Source organism: Acetomicrobium mobile (assembly GCF_937920065.1).
In genome coordinates, this window is sequence record NZ_CALETC010000101.1 from 1 (window position 1) to 1,448 (window position 1,448).

General features: G+C 42.4%; 1 protein-coding gene. It reads right to left on the minus strand.

The window, feature by feature from the left end; translation table 11 throughout:
* Positions 1-161: 161 nt before the first annotated feature.
* On the minus strand, positions 162-1,448 hold a 1,287-nt coding region (locus tag Q7P41_RS04420; RefSeq protein ID WP_303882437.1), incomplete at its 5' end, for a ribonuclease R family protein.

Sequence of the window (1,448 nt, forward strand, 5' to 3'; positions counted from 1 at the left end):
CAATGGATATGAAATAAAAGAAAAGATGACAGCCCACATCAAAGGACGAATTATTGGCATAGTTATAAAGATGCCAAGTAAAGCCAACAAAGCAAAGACCAGCAAAAATGGCAGGTATCCCCCTTGAGGCGGTTTATGGACGAAAGACTCTTTCATGCTCATCACTCCTTACCAGGGAACAACTGAAAGTATATCAAGTTTGAAACCTTATCGACATATGTCAATCGCACCCTTACAATGTCACCTAAGCGAAAAGCCTTGCCCTTGCGCCCTCTTAAACAAAGATCGTCTTCGTCGTAAAAAAATTGGTCATAAGGTTCAAGTCTTTCCAAAGGGACAAACCCCTCCGCCGTATTATCAAGCTCGATGAACATCCCCCTCGGGGTCACCCAAGATATGACGCCATCGAAAACCTCGCCTACTTTACTCTCCATATATTCAGCAATTTTGATCTTGATGGAGGTCCTCTCCGCTTCTTCTGTCTTTTCTTCCGTTGCGCTAATATAGGCTGAAAGGTTCGAAAGCTCTTGGACGCTAAAGTCAATTAGTGCTTCCCGGTTCTTTTGAATCAAGGTGTGCACTATCCTATGAACAACTAAATCGGGATATCTTCTTATGGGTGAAGTAAAGTGTAAATAATATTTTAGTGCTAACCCAAAATGTCCCAAACACCTGGAATCATAGCGTGCCCTTGGCAAGGAACGTAAAACTAGAGTGTGGACCAATCTCTTGCAAGGTAGCCCTTCAACTCCTTTTAGCAGGCGATTTATGGCCTTGTTTGATGGACTTATTTTCTTTGTTCCCACTCCAATGGAAGAAAGAGTTTTTTTCAGCTGTGTTAATTTTTCCACATCTGGTTTTTCATGAACTCTATAGATCGTTAATGCACTATTACTAAATATATATTCCGCTACTACGCTATTAGCAAGTATCATGATGTGCTCGATAATGCGATGGGCAAATGTCCGCTCAATGGCCTTTATATCGATTGGCGTCCCTTCTTCATCAAGTTCTACCTTCGTCTCCGGGAAATCGAACTCTATCATTCCCGCTTTTCTCCTTTTTTTGTATAGCGCATTTGACAGGATTGCAAGGTGACTTAAGATCTTATCAGCCTCTCTTCCCAAGGTCCTTTTACCATCTAAAACTTCTTGGACTTCCTCGTAGGTCAGCCGCTTTCGGACACGTATCACGCTTGGTACAATTTCATATCTCAGGATGTCTCCTCTGCGATCCAACACCATTTCAACTGTAAGACACAACCTGTCCTCGTTCTCAATTAAGCTACACAGGTCAGAAGAAAGCTGGGGAGGCAACATTGGAATTACCCTATCGACCAAATAAACAGAAAAGCTCCTTTCTTTAGCTTCCAGGTCAATACAGCTATCGGGTCTAACATATTCCGATACATCCGCTATGTGAACTCCTAAACGCCAGCCTTCATCAAT